The following is an 18,175-nucleotide window of genomic DNA, read 5'->3' on the forward strand; positions in this document are numbered from 1 at the left end:
TAGGGACCGGGCACCACGTGGGAACCGAGTTGCCCTCGGTTCCTGCGATACCGAGGTCGGTAGAGGCGTTGGCAGCTGCGCTTGTCGACCGGTGCGGCGCGGATCCGGATGCGGTACGCGTCCTGCACGACCCCGCCGACCCGACAGAGTTCGGTTCGGCTGTCACCGAGGCGGCGAGACGAGCCACCAGTGTGCTGTTGATCTACTTCACCGGGCACGGTCTGATCGGTCCGGATCGTGAGCTTTACCTGGCGACAACGAGCACTATCAGCTCGGTCGACGAGCTCAGCTATCGCGCACTGCCGTACGCGACCGTGCGCGAGCAGGTCAGGCGGTCGAAGGCTCTGACAACGGTGGTCATACTTGATTGCTGCTTCGCTGAGCGAGCGAGCAGCGCCCCCACTGCGACCGCTGCCGACCCATTCATAGCGACCGCGGTGCGCGGCGCCTACGTGATGTCCGCGGCGGCGCGCAATGAGACCGCCCTGGCGAGGCCCGGCGACACGTACACGGCATTCACCGGAGAACTGTTACGGCTCCTCGAGGTCGGAGATCCGACGCGTCGCCCATGGCTGAGTCTGGCCGACATCTACGAATGCCTCGATCGGCGGTTGCAGCAGCGCGGATATCCGCGCCCCCGACAGTTCGCCAGCGACTCGTCGGCTCAGTTGATCCTCGCACGGAACGCCGGTCTTTCTACCGGCACCGGCGCTGACAAGCCGCCACCTGTGGTGGCGGATGACGGCACGATCTGTCCCTACCGTGGACTGGAGCGGTACGAATCCGCCGACGCGCGCTATTTCTTCGGACGTTCAGACGCGATCGACGAGGTAGTCGAGGCCATCGGCCGCAAAGTCGACGAGGGCGGCCCGCTGGTGGTGCTCGGTCCTTCCGGGTCCGGAAAGTCGTCTCTGCTGCGCGCCGGCGTCGTCCCGCGGCTCGGGAAGGGGGTGCTGCCAGGATCGAGCGGCTGGCGGGTGCGGCTGTTCACACTCGATGAGAACCCGCCACTGGCACAGTTGGCCGCAACACTGGGGCTCGACGGAAACACTGGCCCACCTGAGATCGCCGATCTGGTAGCCGCGGCACGAAGTAGCCGAGGCCAAGCCGATCGCACCATGTTGATCGTCGATCAGTTCGAGCAGATCTTCACCACCTGGAGCGAAGGCGAACGACGGGACTTCATCGATGCGCTGTGCTCGGCGGCTGCGAAAGACGGCTCTGGCCACAACGCGTTGGTCATTCTCGTGTTGCGCGCCGACTTCTACGATCGCTGCCTCGGGTATCCGGGACTGGTCAACGCGCTCCGTACGAGCACCAGCCTGGTTGTACCGATGACCGACGCGGAGCTGACCGAGGCCATCGAAAGGCCCGCCCAGGCCGAAGGATTGACGGTGCAGCCCGAGCTGGTCGGCGTCGTGTTGCGTGAGTTGCGCGCCAACGACACCGAGCTGAACCCCGCCGGTGCTCTGCCCTTGCTGTCTTACGCGCTGATGCTGACGTGGGGCCGCCGCAGCGGGAAGAAGCTGACCGTGGCCGGATACGATGCCGAGGGCGGCATCCGGACGGCGATCAGCCGGCAAGCCGAAAAGATCTTCGAAGCGCTCGATCCGCAAGCGCGCGAGGTCGCGAGGCGAGTGCTTCCTCTCATGGTCAATGTCGGTACCTCCGCCGACCACACCAGAGCCAAAGTGCCGCTGACGAGGTTTGAGGCAGACGGTCCGGCGCGTGCTGTGCTGGACGCCTTCGCCCGAGCGCGGTTGGTGACCATGGACGCCGACACCGCCACGCTCGCACACGAGGTGTTGCTGCGGGCATGGCCCCAATTGGGTGAATGGATAGACAGCGACCGGATGGATCTCATTCGCGGACAGCAGATCCGCGACGCGAGCCTGCGCTGGGAGTTACTGGACTTCGATCCGGGCGCGCTGTACCGGGGTCGAGCCCTGGCAGAGGCGCAGTTGTGGCGCGACGCTGATACACGCGGCCGAGAAATGACCGATCTGGAGCGCCGATTTCTCGATGCCAGCTCCGCCGACGCGGATGATCAGGCGCGCCGGGAGCGCGAGCGACAGGAGCGCGAACGCCTGCAGAACCGCAAATTGCGACGGTCGAACCGCTGGTTGAAGGTAGCGTCGGCGGTCCTGGTGATCGTTTCGGTGGTCGCCGCAGGTGCCGGGGGAATCGCGATCAAGCGGACACAGGAATCGCAGGCGTACGCCACTGGGCTCCAGGAACAGCTGCGAGTCGCGGCAACGCGGTTGCTCGTCTCACAGGCCGATTCGGTACGTGCCGCCGATCCACGGCGGGCGCTTCAACTCGAGATCGCCGCCTATCGCATCGAGAGTGATGCGGTAACCCGTGCGAGCCTGGCCGACGCGATCATGACCACATCACTCATGGGAGCCATGCTCGGGCAGCCGATCGGGTTCTCCGGCGACCGCACCCGCGTACTCACAGTCTGGAGCGGCACGAGCGGTGACGACAGAAGCAGGGTCATGTCTTGGCCGATCGACGGTCCGGCACCAGCGCACGCGGACGGTGAATGGGAGCTTGTCGGGACCGAGCAACTTACCGAGATGTCACTCAGTTCGAATGGCCGCGTCCTCGTTACCGCGGATGTGCACGGCAAGGTGCGGATATGGGATCTCACCGACCCCCGGCACGGCCGCCCCATCGGTCCAGAGTTCGGCGCTGGGGAGCAGACCGAGGCGGTCGCGCTGAGTTCGGACGGTTCGCGCCTGGTGACCGGGACCGAGAAGGGGATGCTGAGCTACTGGGACCTCAGCGACCCCGCCAGTCCCCGGCGGCTCGGCGAGCCGGTGCCGGTCGACGCGCCTGTGCAGCACCTAACTCTGCGCTCCGACGACCGCCTGCTATTGGTCGGGGTAGGTAATGATCCGCCACGGGTGTTCCAGGTCCCGACGGCGGGGCCGCTACGGATGCTGGCCACTGTCCCGGTGTCACTACAGCGCCCGTACAACGACATCCTTGATCCGAACCAGGTCACCGGCATCGACATCAGCGCCGACGGTCGGCTGGCGGCGATATGTGCGACGGGGGGCTGCCAACTATGGGACATATCCGATCCGGCGCGCCCAGCGCCGCTCGGTGCCCCGCTCGCAGGGGCATCAGCCGCGACCTTCAGCCCCGGCAGTTCGATTTTGGCAGTGCACAACGGCAATGGCGCCGTTGAACTCTGGGAGGTAACGGGAACGGCACCCAAGCGAACAGGAACCACTCCCGTCGGAAGCGAAGTCGGGGACCTGCTGTTCGCGCCGGACGGCCAGTGGCTGATAGTTCGAGAAACGTGGCAGCGCTCGACGCTGTGGACGATGCGACCACTGCAATGGGCGGTGGCGCGACAGGCCGAATCAGCTCTGGGCGTGTCAGGCAAGGCATTGGCTTCGACCGGTGCCTGGGTAGCAACCAACGGGCCTGGGAACCAGGTTCTTCTACGGACCACAACCGGAGAACCGCTCGCAACGTTGAACACCAGCGCCGAGAACGGAGTTACTGCGCTAGCGGCCGACGAAGGCGGCACACTGCTGGCCATAGGCGGAGGGCGCCCACCCGACAGGGCGGTGATCGAGGTTTGGAATGTCGCGGACCCGCGGCATCCGTCGCGCCAAGCGGCACCACGCGGCGGAACCCTACGAACGATCACCGGCCTGACGTTCACGACCGACGGCTCCAGACTGCTGGTGTCCGATCCCGAGTACGTCGTCCAATGGGACATCAGAACACCGGGTCTCACCAACACGATGGGCAATCCCTGGCCGTACTATCACCGGCCGATCGCTGTCAGCCTGCCGGCACGCGCGATGGCTCGAATCAGGGCGACAGACCTGGTAGGCGAGAGTCCCATCGGCGGCCAGATCGAGTTGTGGCCCGTGGCCGAGGTCGGCCCAATCGGAGGCAGCGGCGCCTACGAATTATCCGGTCCTGGCTCCGAAGGGTCCGTCGTCGCGTTCGACCCGGCAGGTCGAACACTGGCCGTCGGCGGAATGGATGGAACACTGACCCTGTGGGAGCCGCTACGCGACAATGAATACCGGCGCTACACGCACAGGCGCAGCCTTCCAGTGCCCGCGCACACCTCTCCTGTGTCAGCGATCAGTTTCAACCCCGATGGCCGGATCGCGATGACTGCCGGCTTCGACGGCACACTGTCGGCGTGGTTCATCAGTGACAACGGACCGCTCCGGCTGGGCGGCTCGATTCAAGCTCACAACGGTGAGATCACACGCCTCGCATTCAGCGCGGACAGCCGTGCCCTGTTCACCATCGGCGCAGACAGCACCCTCCAGCGGTGGGATCTCAGCCGCCTTATCGACCTGCTCGACAATCCCACTTCTCTCGCTTGTCAACTGGCAGGCGGAGGAATGGATCGCGAAACCTGGAACACGTTCGTGGTCAACCAGCCATACCGTGAGACCTGTTACTGAACAATTCGAGGGGGCTCACCGGAACAGTTCGCGGAACACCTGTACGGAACATCGTGACCAGCGCCCGAGTTCTGCGACTGTGGTGTTCCGTCGACGGATCGGCCTACGGAATACCTGCGGCCCTTCGCCGCGCGTCGGGAAACCGTCAGTGTTGAGGCGTTCCCGGCGGTGGGTGGCGCCGTTGAGTTACTCGCGGACCTGAGCGTTCATTGTGGGATGCGCGTCACCATTGTTCGCGCCGAGGCGCGCCAGCAGGCGCAGTCCGTCCTCGGCGGGGCTGCCGGGGGCCGCGGACAGCACCACCAGTTCCATACCTGTTTCGTCCGGTAGTGCGAAGTTCTCCTGGTGCAGTTCCAGTAGTCCGACCAGCGGGTGCCGGTACGCCTTACGGCCATGGGTGCGGGCGCGCACGTCCGCGCGGGCCCAGAGGCGGCGGAAGCGCTCGCTGCCCATCGCCAACTCGCCGATGAGCGCGGCCAGGCGGGGGTCCTCGGGGTATTTGCCGGCGGCCAGGCGAAGATGCCCGACCACGTCGAGGGTGCATTTCTCCCAGTCCGCGTACAGGCCGCGCTCGGCCTCCTCGAGGAAGAGGTGCCGGGCGGTGTTCAGACCCGGCACCGGGCGGCCGTAGAGGAGCCCGGCGAGGCGGTTGCCGGCGAGCACATCCAGGCGGTGGTCCATGATCAGCGCGGGTGCGTCGACGACCAGATCGAGGACGCGCAGCAGCTCCGGCCGGACCCGCCCGCCCGGCGCCTTCGCGCGGCGACGGCGCTGCCGGGCGAGCCGGTGCAGGTGCCCGCGTTCGGTCTCGTCGAGGCCGAGGACGCGCGCGAGTGCGTCGAGGACCTGCTCGGAGGGCTGGGTCGCGCGGCCCTGCTCCAGGCGTACGTAGTAGTCGACGCTGACTCCGGACAGGTGCGCGATCTCTTCGCGGCGCAGCCCTTCGACCCGGCGGTGGCCGTCGGTGGGGATGCCGACGGACGCCGGCTCGACCCGGGAACGCCGGGTCCGCAGGAAGCCCGCGAGGTCGTCCATGCCCTCAGTATGGCCTCGGTGGTGCCCGTGAAGGTGGCCCTGCCGTTACCAGGAAGTCCTGTCCGATGGAAGAGACGTCCCTGAACGCCGGGTGCGGCGACGCCCAGGATCGAAAGCACCTGATTCGAAGGAGTTCTCATGAAGACGCTGATCGTTTATGCCCACCCGGAGCCGAAGTCGCTGAACAGCTCGCTGAAGGAGCTCGCGGTGTCCACGCTGGAGGCCGCCGGGCATGAGGTACGGGTGAGCGATCTGTACGCGATGAACTGGAAGGCGGTCGTGGACGCTGCGGACTACGGCCCCGACGCTTCGAGTCCGCTGAAGGTCTCCCTGGACTCGGGCCGGGCCTTCGACGCCGGGACGCTCACCCCGGACGTCCGCAACGAGCAGGCGAAGCTGCTGTGGGCCGACACGATCATCTTCCAGTTCCCACTGTGGTGGTACACGATGCCCGCGATCCTCAAAGGCTGGGTGGACCGCGTGTTCACCTACCACTTCGCCTACGGTGTCGGCGAGCACAGCGACACCAGGTATGGTGAGCGCTTCGGCGAAGGCACCCTCGCGGGTAGGAAGGCGTTGCTGTCGGTGACCACCGGCGGCCCGGAGTCGCATTACGAGGCCCGCGGGATCAACGGCCCCATCGATGATCTGCTGTTCCCGATCCAGCACGGCATCCTCTACTACCCGGGCATCGAGGTGCTGCCGCCGTTCGTGCTGTACGGCACCGACCGGATGACCGACAAGGACTACCCGGCCGTCGCCAAGGCATGGGAACAGCGCCTGCTCACCCTGGAGTCGACCGAACCGATCGCGTTCCGGCAGCAGAACTTCGGTGACTACCAGATCCCCTCACTGCACCTGAAGGAAGGACTGGAACCCGCAGGCCGCACGGGTTTCGGACTGCACGTGCGCGGCTAACCGGAGGAAGCCGGTCGCAGACCGCCGAGGTCGAGCCGGATTCATCGGCAGCCGGCCCAGGGGATGAGGCGTCGGCGGCTCCGGCGCGTGCGAAGGGCAACAAGAACCGGCGACGTTGTTACGGGAGTCAGCGTGGTGGTGCCCGAGAACGTCAGGGGCGCCCGCCATGCGGTACTACGGATATCTGTGCCTCGGTGGGGCGGCGAATTCTCGCAGGGCCGCGACCGCGGCGTTGTATCCGCTCATACCGTGCGCTCCCGGCCCGGGCGGTACGGCCGCCGAGCATATGAACATCCGGTCCGCTACATGATAGGGGTGCCTGGTGATGCGTGGTCCGCCGAAGACCAGCTGGCGGATGTCCTTGTCGCCGGTGATGATGTCTCCGGCGACATAGTTGGGGTTGTAGGCCTGCATGTCGGTGGGGCGCACCACGGTGGTGGCGAGGACGCGGTCTCGGAACCCCGGCGCGAACCGCTCTACCGCGCCGAGCAGTGCTTCGGTGATGTCCTCCGAATACCCCTGTGGCACATGAGCGTACAGGTCGATCGGGTGTACGTGCCCTTGTGAGCGTGTTGGATCGGCGAGGTATTGTTGTCCGACGACGATGAAAGGTCGGTCGGAAAGCCGCCCTTGATGGACCGCGCGTTCGGCGCGAACCACGTCGGCCGCGCTGCCGCAAATGTGCAGACTTCCCGCCTTGCGTGCGTGGGGGTTGGTCCACGGGATACCGCCCTCGACGGCCAGGCTGACCTTGTAAGCGGCGGGCCCGTGCCGGAATCGCCGGTACGCTCGCGAGATCCGCGACGGCAGCCTGTCACCGGCGATGTCGGCGATCGCAGCCGGGGCGAGGTCGAATATCACGAGGTCGGTCGGCGGCAGCTGGTCGAGGGACTCGACCCAGAGGCCGGTCTCGATCTTTCCGCCCAGCTCTTCCAGTACGGCCGCCATGGCATCCGTGATCGCGCGCGAGCCGCCCACCGCGACCGGCCATCCGTAGCGATGGCCCGCGGTGGTGATGCCGAGACCGATCGCCGCGGAGAGGATCCGGTGCTGTGGTTGCCAGCCGTGTGCCATGTTCCCGGCGAACAGCGCCCTTCCCTGCTCGGTCCGGAACAGTCGTACGAGCACCGCGGCAGGGATCAGGGTGGGAATGCCGAATCGGGCCAAGCGCAGCGGATGTGACGGTATCCGTAGGAGCGGTTGCATGAAATCCGTCGCCAGCGCCTCGTATCCAGCGGAGGGGCCGGCGAACAGGCGTCGCCAGATCGACCCGTCGGGCCCGAGGCCCGCCGCGGTGTCATCGAGGGACTGGTACAGCACTGCTGCTGTGCCGTCGTCGAGCGGGTGAACGCAGTCGATTTCGGGCCATGCCCATGCCAATCCGTATCGGGTCATATCGATTCCGGTCAAGAACGGTGACCCGACGGCCATGGGGTGGGCCATGGCGCAGTGGTCGTGCAGCAGGCCGGGGAGGGTGAGCTCGCCGGAGCGGGTGCCGCCGCCGATGGTGGCGGCGCCCTCGAGCACGGTGACCTCGACCCCGTGACGGGCGAGCGTGACTGCGGCAGCCAGTCCGTTCGGCCCGGAGCCGACCACGATCGCCGTGGTCATCGCGCCCGCACCGCTGGCAGACCCTGGATTTCGTCGGGGCGGAGAGGATGAACCGGGAATCGATCGCCCGGCTCCGGCCACGGCTGGCGGGCAAGCATGTCCTCGACTAGCACGTAACCCTCCTCGATGACGCCGGTCCTGGCATCGATGATGCGGTAAGCCTGGTGTTGCCGGTGAATGGGCTGGGACTCGAGCACGACGACGCGCAGCTCGCCTTCCTCGAACTGGCAGCGCCGCTGCACCGCTGCCAGCAACTGTTCGTTGTGCAGGTGCCCTTCACCGAAGTTCCAGCCCAGCAGCGGGCCTGCGACAATCTCTCCGTCGCGGATGGCGTAGTCGTCCTCGTTGTCGACCGCGCGGGTAATCAGACCGTTGAGCGCCCGGCCGTGGGTATGCATCGATCGCCAGCCGAGCCCGCTCTGCATGAGGATGTCGGCGATCTCGGGGCCGTACAGCTTGGTCAACTGACTGACCGGCAGCGCGGCGCTCATGGTCACATGCTGCGCGAGTTTCAGCTCGGCGTCTCCGCGGAAACACCAGGCGCTGGTGGCCCAGTTGCCTGCGTAGTAACGCATCGACGTCAGGAACGAAACCCATTGCGGCCGAAGGTGTCCCAGGATTACAACCAGTGTGGAGCAGAGGATCAGCGCGAGCACCAGCGGTGATCGAAGATCCTGCGGGTGGATGTAACCGTAGTGTCCGAACAGGTAGAACAGGCTGAAGATGAAGAAGATGTTCCATTCCAACGGCACGCCCATCGGGACGGTGGAAATGATGTGCAGGTGGAAAACGGCCATGAAGATGATCGCCGCCCAGGTCAGCGGGCCGCCGTGGCCGAGGAAGACGAGATAAGCGGGGACCAGGTATTCCACGAAGGTGCCGCCGTGAGCCAGCAGAGTCGGAATGCGTGACGGGCGCAGGTCCTGCGGCGGGTTGCGGTACATCTTGCGCTCGAGCCATCGCAGTCGCATGACCGGGCTGTTGCTCATCATGACGGCGACCACGTGCCCGAAGTGGTGGTTGAGCTTGGACGTGGCCGCACCCCACCACAGTGCCAGCATGACCAGCTTGAATCCGATCATCATGTCGGCGAAGGGGACGAAGAACATCAGCAGCATCAGCAGGTAGTGCTCGGGGCGGGCGGCCAAAAATACCGTCTTGTCCCGCAATCCGAGTGCGCACAGGGCGACGACCAGAGCGACGACGACCTTGGGATCGAGCAGACCTACATGGCCGCCGTCCACTGGCGGAACGCCACGACCGGGCGCGAGCAACGCCTGGATTCCGGATCCGAGGACGACCGCGTACAAAGCTACGTCGATGACCCCGCGCTCCTCCCCACGGGTGAACGGCACCTTGCCCGGCCACGGCGGCAGCCGCAGCGTGCCGGGACGCAGGAAGTACAGCGGCCCGCCGAGTGGCGGCAGGAACCGCATCGTGAGCGGTCCGAAGCCGCAGCCGAACCCGAGGATTTCGAAGAGCAGAGTCCAGACGACGAGTTTCTGGTAGACGATCGGCTCGGTCCCCCACGAGGTGATATCGGTGAGCGCTCCGAGCCCAGGGGTCAGGGAGATCACCGCGGCCGCGCCGAGGACGTACAAGGCGCATTTGACGATATAGAGCAGATAGACGGCATAAGGCGTGCCGAAGCCGTGCTCGACCCAGTGTTCGGCGACGGTGCGGAGCCGTTCACCGCGCGGGCGGGTCTTCCATTCGGCATAGTCGATGTCCGGAAGATCCGGTTTCGTGAATCCCATGGCAGATGTTCTTTCGAGATGGAGTGGAGGGGGTCAGCGGCGCGCTTCGACCGCGCGGCCGCGCAGAATCCGCTTGTCGATCTTCCCGACAGCGTTCTTCGGGATCTCGTCTACGGTCACGATCAGTTCGGGAATCTTGTAGGCGGCCAAGGACTTCCGGAGCAACTCGAGCATCTGTTCCGGCTCGACCGTGGCGCCGTCGCGATAGGACACGTAGGCGATGGGCACTTCGCCGTACACCGGGTGCGGTCGCCCGATCACGGCGGCCTCAAGCACCTGGGGGTGGGTGTAGATCGTGGACTCGATCTCCTTTGGATAGATGTTCTCCCCGCCGCGGATGATCATGTCCTTGATGCGGTCGACCAGGGTCAGGTAGCCGTCGGCGTCTATGCGACCGATGTCTCCGGTGTGCAGCCAGCCATCGACGATCGCCTTCGCCGTCTCCTCGGGCCGACCCAGGTATCCCCGCATCACGGTCGGACCCTTGATCACGACCTCGCCCACCGATCCGGCGCTGAGGAAGTTGCCCTCGCTGTCTACGACGGCGATCTCCTGCCCCGGCAGCGGGAGACCGACAGTGCCGGGTTTGCGGACGCCGTCGAGCGGATTGCCCGTGCTCGCGCACGTCCCCTCGGACAGGCCATAGCCTTCGTAGATCGGGACACCGTAGCGCTCCTCGAACCGGGCGAGCAGTTCGACAGGCATCGGAGCCGCACCGCAGAGCGCGAACCGGATCGAGGAGGTGTCGGGCCGGATGTCGGCCGGAAGCGCCGACAGCATGGCGTAAATGGCGGGCACCGCGGAGAAGTAGGTCGGCCGCGCCGCCTCGACCGTGTCGAAAAAGGTCCTTGGCGAGAACCGACCGGCGACGGTGGCCCGGCCGCCGGCCAGCAGCGGCGACAGCACGCTGACCACGATTCCGTTGACGTGGAACAGCGGCAGGATCAGCAGGCTGTGGTCCTCAGCGGTCAGCCGCATGCTTGCGACCATCGTCTCGGCCATCACCATGATGTTCGCGTGCGTCAACTCCACGCCCTTCGGGCGTCCGGTGGTACCGCTGGTGTAGATGATCAACGCCAGCACGTCGTCCGAGAACTCGGTCGCTTCCGCGACGCCGACGCGGCCTTCGTGGCGATCCAGCTCCGGTACCGAGATCCGCTGCGGTCCATCCACCTCACCGGACTCGCATTCGTCAGCGCAGACCAGTACCTGAGCGCGGGAATCGGCCAGCTGGTAATCGGCCTCGGCTGCGGTAGACGATGGGTCGATCGGTGTCGCCGCGGCACCCAGCCGCCAGGTCGCGAACAATGCCACGATCAATTCGAGCCGGTTGGGCAGCATCACGGCGACAACATCGCCGACACCGATCCCCGCCTTCGACAACCGATCGGCGTACTTGCGCACGGCGTCGAGGAACTCGGCGTTGGTGATATGCCCCAGGTTGTCGTCGGCGAGACACGGGCCGGTGGGAAAGATCCCGGCGCGTACATCCGGCAGGGCGGCGAAGTGCATGTCGATCTCCTCGCTAACGCAGCAGCTCACTTGCGTGAACGTCACGTTAGGAAGACGATGTGACCTGGACCATATTGTGAGCGCATGAAGATGGCCGCCGGGATCGTGCGCCGCGCACGACGGACGTCGCGGTCACCGCACGGGCTGCAGCACTGCCGACCCCAGCCATCGGCAGGCCAGCAGGGCGACCTCGACCTCCAGCCGTCCCTCCCGAAGCGAATGTCCCAGTACCGCCTCCGCCTTGCGAATCCGGTATTGCACGGTGTTGCGGTGCAGCACCAGCCGCTCGGCCGTTGTCTGGAAGCTGCCGTTCGTGTCCAGGAAGACACGCGCGGTTTCGCGGAGCTGCGCGGCGGGATCGTCATCGCGCGCCAGCGCCCCGAGGATCTCGCTGATCCATGCGCGCGTCGCGGTCAGGTCCGAGCACATCAGCGCGATCGGCCCGAGCTGAGCCGAACAACATATCGACGCGCGCTGCGGTGCCGGTGCGGACATCGCGACCACCTGCGCCTGCGTCGCCTGGCGATGCGTCAGCCGGAAGCCTTCCAGTCCAGTGGCAGGTCTGCCCACCGCCACCCACGTCGCCTCGGCCGTGCGCACCGCGGCAGGATCCATATCCAGTTCCGGTTGCGGGAGCCACGCCCACAAGGTCGATTCGTCGGCCGGGATGAGCAGGGGTGGTCCTTGGCAGGACAACTGATCGGCGATGGTCATCGCCACTTGTTTGGCCGCGCGCAGCTGGTCGGCGCCCGCGTCGGACCAGACGACCATGCCCAAGTGGGTGCGATCCAGCCGATATCCCAGCGCACGCTCGCTGTCACCCGGGTCGACGCGCTGTCCGGACAGGATCGAGCGCACCCGAGCGGTACGGACGGCCATCTGGTTCTGTAGCCACCGGTCCCGCTCGTCCTGGTAGGCGGTCACGACTTGTTGGGAGACCCGATCGATATAGGCGAACGAACGGTCGGTCATCTCGGCGACCGCGGAGGTGATCAGGGCGACGTCGTCGGTCGCCGCGGTGAGCTCGCCGAGCATGTGGTCGTTGAACAGTCGCTGTCCGATGCGGTACGCCCGCAACAGCGCGGTGATCGAAGTGCCGCGCTGGGCCATGCGGCGGGCGTACTCCAACGCCTCCGTCGGAGCCTCCAGCTCATCGATGTCCAGTCCCAGCTCGTAGATGTGCAACGCGATCACGACGTTGCCGGTCACGCTGGCCCGCAGCAGTGACTCCACCCGGCTGTCGCCGCGCAGCTCCGGCTCGATCTGGAGCATCTGCTCCGTCAAACCTTCGGACAGGGCCAGCGCATGTCGGCTCAGTCCTCCCGCGATCCTCGCGAGCAGTTCCGTGGCGTCACTGTGCATGGACTCATCCTGAGATCTTCACGACCGAGCGGTCTCCGGAAAACTCGGCCTCCGACCGCCTTCGATTCGCAGCGCGAGGACCGCGTACTAGTCGCCGATCTCCTCCGGTGACCAGGAACCACCCTCGTGGTACCCGCGCACGATATCTATTCCCAGCGAGTGCAGGGCGGTCGCGGCCATATGGGTATTCGAGTTCTCGAACAACCCGGCGGCCGCCCCTCGCTCGATCAAGCCGTACTTCCTTGATCTCCTGTTGATGTTCCGGGCTCAAAGCGGCGAGCTCATAGTTGATGATCCGGGCGACGATACGGGCGCGGGCATGATGGATCCTGAACTCTCTCATCACGGCGAGCAGCTGCCCGGCGGGGTCTTGCGCCGAAGCGATGGCGGTGCGGACCCGCTCCAAGGTGTCCATGTGACCGGCGCGCGAGACCTGATAGAGCAGCTCTTCCTTGGAACGGTGGTGCACGTCGACGGCCCCCGTGCTCACTCCGGCGATCGATGTGATTTCGCGGGTCGTCGTGCCATGGAAGCCCCGTTCAGTTAAGGCGACCACCGCTGCGTCGTGCAGCCGCGCTCGGGTCTGATCCGCGCGCGAGCGGTTCTCGGTATCGGTCACCTGGACAGTATGGCCCTTCACAGCGAGCGCGATTCTGCCGATGTTGGCACCCGTGAACAGTATGTTCAAGGTTTCATCGAAGCAGGCGACACTGACGTGCACGACATGCTCCCTGCTCTTGATCCTGCCCTCGGCCAGCCAATCGGAGATCTCAGCGATGGCCTCGCTGTAACGATCCGCATAGTCGAAAGGACGAAGCCCGTCATGGACGCCCGGGAGTCCGAGGCGATGATTACGGGCTGGGAGGATCAACAGCGCGTCCGATTCTGCGGCGGCGGACGATCGAGCAGCGCGTCTTGGCCTTCGTCGTCGGGAAGGCGTCGGGATGCGGAGAACGCCGTCTTACCAGCGCCAAGCTGGTCGCAAGAATCGCCGATACCTTCGCGATCCCCGCTTCGCTACTCGGGTTCGGCTCCGGCTCTGCGAGTAATCTGGCCCGCGAGGAGGTGACGTGGGTGGAACGCAGAGACTTCATCACTCTGGCAACCGCAGCCGCACTCGGTTCCCATCTTCACCCGCAACTCGACCGACTGGGCAGCATCCTCCCCGACCGGCTCGAACCAGTTACCCGACCACACATCGGATCCGCCGACATCGACGCGATCGAAGCCATCACCGAAGGATTCCGGCGATGGGACCTCGCACATGGCGGCGGGCTCTGCCGGACCGCGGCACTCACCCAACTGCACCAAGTCCGCGCCCTGGAAGGCGCCGCATGCACCACGGACATTCGAACACGTCTGTGGATAGCCACCGCCGACCTGGCAAGCATGGCCGGCTGGCTGGCCTACGACATCGAAGAACACGACTCGGCCCGCAAACTGTGGACATACGCCCTGCACACCGCGCACCGCGGCCAAGACCATCCGCGCAGCACCGACCTGACGGTCAGCATTCTGCTCGACATGGCCCACCAGTCCCTGCACCTGAAACGACCTGATGAAGCACTGAAATTCGCGCAACTTGCCTCATCGACCGCCGCCAACAGGCGCCATCCGATCAGCACCATCACCGCCGGGCACATCGCCACGGTAATGGGGTGGTGCTGGGCATCCCTGAACGACTCCGCAGCCACCCAGCGCGCCCTGGGACTGTCCGAAGACCGCTACGCCGCAGCCGAACCCGACACCACTCCCTCCTGGGCATGGTTCGTCACGCCCGCGGAAATCACCGCTCAACACGGCCATGCGATGTATTTGCTGTCGCTCTCCGATCCCAAATTCGCGCTATCGGCGGTCGAGCGTCTGTCCACGGCGATCCCTGGCCACGCCGGCGAACATGCGCGCAGTCGCGCCGTGGCCTTGCCCACCCTTGCCGGGGCATGCTTGCAGGCGGGTGATTTCGAGTCGGCCAACCGGTACGGGCGTGAGGCGATCACGGCGATCACCGCGCTGTCTTCACCCCGCTGCTACGTCCGCCTCCGCGACCTGGACACCATCGCCACCCAGCACGATGGCGACCCGATCGTCGCTGAATTGCGCAGCGATCTGAGGACAGTCCTCGCCGCTGCGGCCTCATGACCACCGAGAGCCAGCTTCCCGGTCGCGCAGCCGTGCGCGCCGCCAGCCAGGAGTTCGGCGTCGACGACCGCGACGCGCAACTGCTGCATCATCGGTCGAACGCAGTGTGGTTGCTGCCGCACGCTGATCTCGTCGTGCGCCTGGCACCCGACACCGCCTACCGGCGCGAACGCGCTCACACCGCCGTCGCCGTCACACAGTGGCTGACAGCCCAAGCCCGACCCATCGCGCTTCCTCCAGCCTCCGGAACTCAGCCAGTTATCGCCAGCGGCGCGATCGCTACGTTCTGGCCCTACCGTCCCACACCAGATCGACCCGGCCCGGCCGGCCTCGGCACACTCGTACGGCGGCTGCACTCGGTGGCGCAGCCACCGTTCCCCCTGCCGCGATACCAGCCGCTGCGGCGGCTGTTCGAAGCCCCTAGCCCTCGAAGACGAGCGGACGACACCCGCACTCACCGACTCTGACCACGCGTGGCTGCGCGCCCGCGCCGAAGCACTGGTCGGCCAGTTCACGCACACCGAATTCCCGCTCGGGGAGGGCCTGGTGCATGTCGACGTCCACAGCGAGAACGCCGTCTGCGATCATGGGCAGTGGGTACTGATCGACTCGGACCAATGCGGCATCGGGCCACGCGAACTCGACTTGGTGAACGGATTGCCCGACCACTTCCACCAACCACAGCACGAGCGAGCACCCTTCGCCGCGGCCTACGGCTATGACCTTCTCGACTGGCCCGGATGGACCTTGCTACGCGACATCACCGAACTGCACTCCCTCGGCGCCTGCATTCGGCTCGCACCGAGCAAGCCCGCGGCGGCCGAAGAATTGGGACATCGCGTCCGATCCCTACGAGCGGGCGACAGGGCTGTGGTGTGGCACGCGGTCTCTTGATCGCGCACGTCCGTCCTCGATCTCGCGACGTCACAGTTCTAGATCGTTGTGGCGGAATCTCGGCATTCCGCCTGGCGAGCAGCCGGGGCACTTCGTGCCCGAGGATGGCTCTCGCCGACCAACGGATCGATCCACGCTGCCATCACAACCACCGCATGAAGTAGCCGCGTATCGCGCTGAGTGCGGGGTCCGCGGCACGGTGGTCGGCAGACTGGAGCCGTCGTCGTTCAGAACATCCGCTTCTGCGGATTACCGCGTCCTCTACGGCTGCTGGCCGTACCGCCGCCAGACCGTAGCTTCGAAAAGTTATGCCCGGCTCTCACCGCGACAGCGGTAACCGCCGTTACGCCGATCAGCCCTGACGGCCCATGCCAGTGCAGCGCAGAGGCCGCCGAACGTCATGCCTCCAGTCAGCAAGATTCCCACGCCGACAATGGCGGTAGCGAGCACAGGAGTGCCGAAGCCGAAGTACACGGCAAACGGACTCGACAGCACTGCGCCGATGAAGCCCCCGATCAGGGCCACGACGAGGACCGGTCGATCTTTCACGAATCCGACTCTGGTCTTCGAGCAGTCATTCACTCCGTCCGAGACACCAGTATCGCAGACATCCGCATTCTGCCGAGTTGCGAGTGCTCGGCGCTGTGTCTGAGGCCGCTGTGAGTGAGATCAGTGGGTCACTTGGTTACAACGCCGGTATGGTGTCCGGTTCCGCGCGAGTAATATCCTGGAACCTCCGGCCCGGCTTGGCCTTTGGCCACAACGTATGCCGCACTGGGCGTGTAGCGCGGGGTAGCATGTAGTGACACGATGCTGAAGGGGGACATCATGTCTTCGAACAGTCACCGAGAGCAGGTCGAGGATCCACGCGCCCGATGGCGCCGCCTGCCCGCCGAACCCGCCCGCTACGTCGAAGAGACCCACGTCGACGGGAGTTCATCGAGCTACACGACGCCCGCCGTCGACCCGACCCAGGACTTCATTCGCCTCTACGGCGGCTAGTGCCGGGTCCGGCGACCTTCGGTAGGTGATCAGGAGATCGGATCGTCGTGGCGTTACCGACGTCCGTGGTCGAAACAGCTAGTCGTCGGGGGAGGCGCGGCGGTTGCGTTTGGTGACGCCGCGCCGCTTCTTCGCGGAGATACGACGTTCCTTTGCTCCGCGCGAGGGCTTGGTGGCGCGGCGAACAGGTGACGGTGCGGAAGCGGCGTCACGTAGTAACGAGGTCAGGCGTTCGCGGGCGGCCGCCCGGTTTCGCAGCTGTTCGCGTCGCTCCGATGCGACGACCGTGAGAACCCCGTCGACCAGGCGGGTGGCCAGGCGGTGGAGCATCCTGGTGCGCAGCCACTCCGGCACCGAGGGCGAGTTGGCGAGGTCGAACGACAGCTCTACTCGGCTGTCGGTGGTGTTGACGTGCTGCCCTCCCGGCCCGGACGACCGCGAGAACCGCTCGCGTAGCTCGGACGCGGGTATCACCAGCATCCCAGTCACGGTTAGGTCCTCTGCCATGATCCGACGCCGCTCTTTCCGATCCACGAGTCGACTCGGCCACGTCGGTCCGGTCCCGACTCAATGCTGATCGTGTGGGTTCACAATAGCGATGACCTGCCGATGTGTAACAGCAGCCCGTCCGCACATGCCGCGACCCGCGCGGTCCCGAGGCCCGCGGGCCGGTCGACGAACACACTCAACTGCCGATTACCGGATGCTTCACCTACCCTCCGCAGCACCTGTTGTGGCGGCAGGAGTTCGCAGTAGACATATCCCCGCGGTTGAGGTCGGCAAGCATTCTCCAGGCGGCGTAATGGCCAGGCGGCGACTCGAGGTACGGCCCGCGCCAATCACCGATGCCGACATCAGAGGTTCTGCCTACTTGGCCGCCAAGGCGGACTTCGGGATCGACGGCCGAGTAGCCGTGACCGCGTGGGGCCCATTGCCGCCGACGCGGCGGTAACGTGATGGTGTGTCGGAGCGGGGGATCGAATTCAAGCCGGATGCGGATGATCCGAAGCGGGTGAAACTGTACAAAGGTCTGCCACAGGGCGTTTCCCGGGCCGAGATCACCTACCGCGCCGAGGGCGGTTTCCGCGGTACCCGGCTGGTGCGCTGTTCCGAGGCGGAGTTCGCGCATCTTCGCACCGCCGTCGACGGGGTTTACGAAGGTCCGTGGAGCGAAGCCCGCCGGATAACGGTGTCGGAAGCCCGGCATTACGTCGACCAGGCGCGACGGCGGATCGAGCGGCAGGAAGCGGAGATACGCCGCAGGCGGGAATCCGTGGACCTGACCTGCCCATGGTGTGAGCGGCAGCGCGCCTACCTCGGCATCCTCGGTTTCATCACCGGACATACCGGCTTCATGACCGACCACCCCAGCGAGCTGGGCCAGCAGGTCGTCCAGCAGCATGCCTACCGGTGCGATCGGTGCGGCTCCATGCAACTGTTCGCCGATGGTTTCCTTCCGCACCCGTTGCCCGGCAGGAAACCGTCGTAGGCGCGGCG

General features: G+C 65.9%; 14 protein-coding genes and 1 pseudogene. 6 read left to right on the top strand and 9 right to left on the bottom strand.

Annotated features, from left to right (window positions below; all coding sequences use genetic code 11):
* Positions 1-68: 68 nt before the first annotated feature.
* A complete protein-coding gene (locus ABZ420_RS07410; protein ID WP_357118281.1) occupies positions 69-4,448 on the top strand; it encodes a caspase family protein in 4,380 nt (1,459 codons plus the stop codon).
* Positions 4,449-4,634: 186 nt separating this feature from the next.
* On the opposite strand, the gene ABZ420_RS07415 is transcribed toward ABZ420_RS07410, so the two are convergent.
* Entirely contained in the window at positions 4,635-5,483 is an 849-nt protein-coding gene (locus ABZ420_RS07415) for a helix-turn-helix transcriptional regulator (protein WP_357118283.1), read from the bottom strand.
* Positions 5,484-5,621: 138 nt separating this feature from the next.
* On the opposite strand from ABZ420_RS07415, the gene ABZ420_RS07420 reads away from it, so the two are divergent.
* Positions 5,622-6,401, top strand: a complete 780-nt coding sequence (locus ABZ420_RS07420) for an NAD(P)H-dependent oxidoreductase (RefSeq protein WP_357118286.1) — start codon at positions 5,622-5,624, stop codon at positions 6,399-6,401.
* 174 nt (positions 6,402-6,575) lie between these two features.
* Here the strand turns inward: ABZ420_RS07420 and ABZ420_RS07425 are convergent, their stop codons facing one another.
* The 6 genes and pseudogenes from ABZ420_RS07425 to ABZ420_RS07450 form a co-directional block, all read right to left on the bottom strand.
* Positions 6,576-8,012 (bottom strand): NAD(P)/FAD-dependent oxidoreductase, encoded by a 1,437-nt coding sequence (locus tag ABZ420_RS07425; protein WP_357118289.1) that lies wholly within the window; start codon positions 8,010-8,012, stop codon positions 6,576-6,578.
* A complete protein-coding gene (locus tag ABZ420_RS07430) occupies positions 8,009-9,769 on the bottom strand; it encodes a DUF3556 domain-containing protein (RefSeq protein ID WP_357118291.1) in 1,761 nt (586 codons plus the stop codon). Before ABZ420_RS07430 ends, ABZ420_RS07425 begins: the two co-directional genes overlap by 4 nt.
* A gap of 33 nt (positions 9,770-9,802) precedes the next feature.
* Positions 9,803-11,281, bottom strand: coding sequence for an AMP-binding protein (locus ABZ420_RS07435; protein WP_357118294.1), 1,479 nt, complete (start codon positions 11,279-11,281; stop codon positions 9,803-9,805).
* 132 nt (positions 11,282-11,413) lie between these two features.
* On the bottom strand, positions 11,414-12,643 hold the full coding sequence (locus ABZ420_RS07440) for a helix-turn-helix domain-containing protein (RefSeq protein WP_357118297.1): 1,230 nt from the start codon (positions 12,641-12,643) through the stop codon (positions 11,414-11,416).
* An 87-nt stretch (positions 12,644-12,730) separates the two neighbouring features.
* A complete protein-coding gene (locus tag ABZ420_RS07445) occupies positions 12,731-12,823 on the bottom strand; it encodes a hypothetical protein (RefSeq protein WP_357118758.1) in 93 nt (30 codons plus the stop codon).
* Positions 12,824-13,142: 319 nt separating this feature from the next.
* A pseudogene (locus ABZ420_RS07450) lies at positions 13,143-13,364 on the bottom strand (hypothetical protein); the annotation flags it as partial.
* Between the two features lie 194 nt (positions 13,365-13,558).
* Between ABZ420_RS07450 and ABZ420_RS07455 the strand changes: the two are divergent.
* Positions 13,559-14,782 (top strand): XRE family transcriptional regulator, encoded by a 1,224-nt coding sequence (locus tag ABZ420_RS07455; protein WP_357118300.1) that lies wholly within the window; start codon positions 13,559-13,561, stop codon positions 14,780-14,782.
* Positions 14,783-15,202: 420 nt separating this feature from the next.
* Here the strand turns inward: ABZ420_RS07455 and ABZ420_RS07460 are convergent, their stop codons facing one another.
* Entirely contained in the window at positions 15,203-15,334 is a 132-nt protein-coding gene (locus ABZ420_RS07460; RefSeq protein WP_357118303.1) for a hypothetical protein, read from the bottom strand.
* Between ABZ420_RS07460 and ABZ420_RS07465 the strand changes: the two genes are divergently transcribed.
* Together ABZ420_RS07465 and ABZ420_RS07470 are read left to right on the top strand one after the other, a co-directional pair.
* Positions 15,329-15,676, top strand: a complete 348-nt coding sequence (locus ABZ420_RS07465) for a hypothetical protein (RefSeq protein ID WP_357118306.1) — start codon at positions 15,329-15,331, stop codon at positions 15,674-15,676. The genes ABZ420_RS07460 and ABZ420_RS07465 overlap by 6 nt on opposite strands.
* 828 nt (positions 15,677-16,504) lie before the next feature.
* Positions 16,505-16,678: a hypothetical protein gene (locus ABZ420_RS07470; RefSeq protein WP_357118309.1), complete on the top strand. Its 174-nt coding sequence runs from the start codon at positions 16,505-16,507 to the stop codon at positions 16,676-16,678.
* A 78-nt stretch (positions 16,679-16,756) separates the two neighbouring features.
* On the opposite strand, the gene arfB is transcribed toward ABZ420_RS07470, so the two are convergent.
* A complete protein-coding gene (gene arfB, locus ABZ420_RS07475; RefSeq protein ID WP_357118312.1) occupies positions 16,757-17,185 on the bottom strand; it encodes an alternative ribosome rescue aminoacyl-tRNA hydrolase ArfB in 429 nt (142 codons plus the stop codon).
* Between the two features lie 454 nt (positions 17,186-17,639).
* On the opposite strand from arfB, the gene ABZ420_RS07480 reads away from it, so the two are divergent.
* On the top strand, positions 17,640-18,167 hold the full coding sequence (locus ABZ420_RS07480) for a hypothetical protein (protein WP_357118315.1): 528 nt from the start codon (positions 17,640-17,642) through the stop codon (positions 18,165-18,167).
* Positions 18,168-18,175: the final 8 nt, after the last annotated feature.

The organism is Nocardia sp. NPDC005745 (genome assembly GCF_040630775.1).
Classification (GTDB): Bacteria; Actinomycetota; Actinomycetes; order Mycobacteriales; family Mycobacteriaceae; genus Nocardia.